At 49.2% G+C, this 2,229-nt stretch carries 5 protein-coding genes and 1 pseudogene; all 6 read left to right on the plus strand.

The features are described 5' to 3' along the window. Window positions 1–229, plus strand: a 229-nt coding sequence (locus tag CINSTRO3249_RS15285; protein WP_143146879.1) for an integrase core domain-containing protein, incomplete at its 5' end; no start/stop codon positions are given. Window positions 230–267: 38 nt separating this feature from the next. Further along, window positions 268–429: pseudogene (locus tag CINSTRO3249_RS15290) on the plus strand (resolvase); the annotation flags it as partial. A 51-nt stretch (window positions 430–480) separates the two neighbouring features. Then, the gene (locus CINSTRO3249_RS15295) at window positions 481–591 is read left to right on the plus strand and encodes a Rop family plasmid primer RNA-binding protein (protein WP_256381681.1); all 111 of its coding nucleotides are present in this window, start codon (window positions 481–483) and stop codon (window positions 589–591) included. 63 nt (window positions 592–654) lie between these two features. Next, a complete protein-coding gene (locus CINSTRO3249_RS15300) occupies window positions 655–1,158 on the plus strand; it encodes a DNA-3-methyladenine glycosylase (protein ID WP_074013850.1) in 504 nt (167 codons plus the stop codon). 22 nt (window positions 1,159–1,180) lie between these two features. Further along, window positions 1,181–1,474 (plus strand): hypothetical protein, encoded by a 294-nt coding sequence (locus tag CINSTRO3249_RS15305; RefSeq protein ID WP_074013851.1) that lies wholly within the window; start codon window positions 1,181–1,183, stop codon window positions 1,472–1,474. Window positions 1,475–1,847: 373 nt separating this feature from the next. Then, window positions 1,848–2,229 (plus strand): plasmid replication initiator RepA (repA, locus tag CINSTRO3249_RS15310; protein WP_256381680.1); only part of this gene is annotated, 382 nt, incomplete at its 3' end.

The raw sequence follows: 2,229 nt of genomic DNA on the forward strand, positions 1-2,229 counted from the left end.
CGGCGACTCCTACGATAATGCGATGGCAGAGAGTATCAACGGGTTGTACAAAACGGAGGTTATCCACCGCGGGAGCTGGAAAAACCGGACGGAAGTGGAGTTGGCCACGCTGGACTGGGTGGACTGGTACAACAACAGAAGGCTGCTCGGGCGGCTGGGTTACATCCCTCCTACTGAAGCCGAAATGAACTATTACGCTTTGCAATTAGCATCAGAGGAAGCGGCGTAGTATTGCCAAAATTACTCTCTAATAAACTCGGGGTTATTCAATACCGGGGAAAGCAGGCAGATCAGGAGCGGCATCAAAAAGAGATGTACTACCGGCAGGTAAAAAAACTCAGCATCCGCGAAACGGCAGACGCGACAGGCTACAGTACTTCCCAGGTTTGTCGCATTCAGGCCTTCTATAAAGAAGCTGAGTCTGATTAAAAAACAGCCTTAACGTACAATAATTTTCGATATCCAAACTGACCCCTACTGCTGGACAAGCTCGACCAACTTGATCTGGATAGCTGCGCTGATGAATGCGAAGAGTTGCATGAACTGGCTGAAGAGCTTTATCTTCATCTCAGGAATGCACTGGAAAAGTGAGAAAAACTGATTAAGTTAAACGTTTTTCAATATTAGTTATTTGCTTGGTAATTTTATTGTGTTGTGAAAATTTTATCTAGATGTTTTTATGATCGAGATACGCTCTGTGTTGCAGAGGACTTCTTGGGTAAGACATTAAAGTTTTTTGATTATTATGGCGTTATTACAGAGGTGGAAGCCTACATAGGACAGGACGATCCGGCTTGTCATGCGGCCAGAGGTTACACGCCACGAACCTCTGTGATGTTTGGTCCGGCGGGTTTTTCCTATGTTTATCTCATTTATGGCATGTATCATTGTCTGAATATTGTCACTGAGCGAGAAGGATTTCCCGCCGCCGTGTTGATCCGGGCCCTCGATGTCTTCAGGCCGGAGCCGCTTTCACTCAGTGGGCCGGGGAAATTATGCAAGACGCTGCATATCACAAAAGCCCATAATCACGTTGATTTAACAAAAAACGATGATTTTTGTGTTTACGACGCTGATAAGCGTCCTGAATATATTAAGACACCCAGAATTGGTATAAAAAAAAGTATTGATAAACTGTGGCGCTTTAAAGCGTTATAACCCGTAGCGTGTGGAGGATGATATGAAATTACTGACGGCACCAACCACCTCAGCATTATATCCTGACCTGGCGGCGGAAAGCGTGATGGCGGTCCGTATGAAGCTGGGGATGTCGCGTATCTCTTTGAACTATCGGAGATTACCGGGCAATATCGCGCCCATGCTGGTTATTGATTTTTTCAACAATAAAGGCAAGCTCTACACGCTGCGCTATAACCTGCCACCGGATACGCCGGAGCGGACAGAGCGTCGGACTTCACTGATTATCCATCTGATACAAAAAAATCTGGCTGGACCCCACGCCGCCGCAGCGTGATCCCCTCGGTTTAGCCTGCACCCCCACAGCGACAGAACGGCTCGCTGACCCGCTTTCCAAAATAGATTCTGCCAAAACAGACAGCCCGGCACTTGTAACGTGACGGGCTTTCGGCTATTTTGTGACGATTATGCGGGTAAATTCCGCTGTACAGGACGCTCCCCTCGAGTGAGCAGGTGCCTGGAGACAGAGAAACAGAACATTTCCTGTCTTCTGGACGCAAAAAACCCCGACAGGATAATCTTGGCAGATAGGCTATCAGGGCTTTGCGAATCATTCAGCGATGTATTCAAGAAGGATACTAGCCCAATGAACGTTAGCGATCAAGTGTTAGACGACACTTTCACCCTCCGCTCTGCCATAAGTGCAGGGAGTGGTGGATAAGCAAAACCTCTCCGTTTTTTCTCAGGCGACACCGCAGGCGTTTTCATCACGCTGCTATGTAAAAAACCCCCATCCGTGCTATCGGCCGCCCAAAGAGGACGTGAAGCCACCGCGTATTATTGACGCGATGCGCAAGGCGGCACGGGACAACGCCCCTTCACAGCATCCGCTCTGGCGTACTGCGCCCCGTTATCATGCGATAACCCATGAACTGCTGGGCAATGAACGGGCGATGAATCTGCACCGTGCCCGTGCTGTTGACGCCATCATGGAGTGTCTGGCGGCGCATGTGAATATCGTGACCGGCAAGGTGTATATGTCGCTGGCGCAGATTTCCGATGCGTGCGGTCTGACGACCTACAATGGGGCAG

It is taken from the genome of Candidatus Sodalis sp. SoCistrobi (assembly GCF_900143145.1).
GTDB lineage: Bacteria > Pseudomonadota > Gammaproteobacteria > Enterobacterales > Enterobacteriaceae > SoCistrobi.

Coding starts and splice junctions, on each gene's coding strand:
- CINSTRO3249_RS15305 (WP_074013851.1), top strand. CDS start 1,181: ATGAAATTACTGACGGCACCAACCACCTCAGCATTATATCCTGACCTG.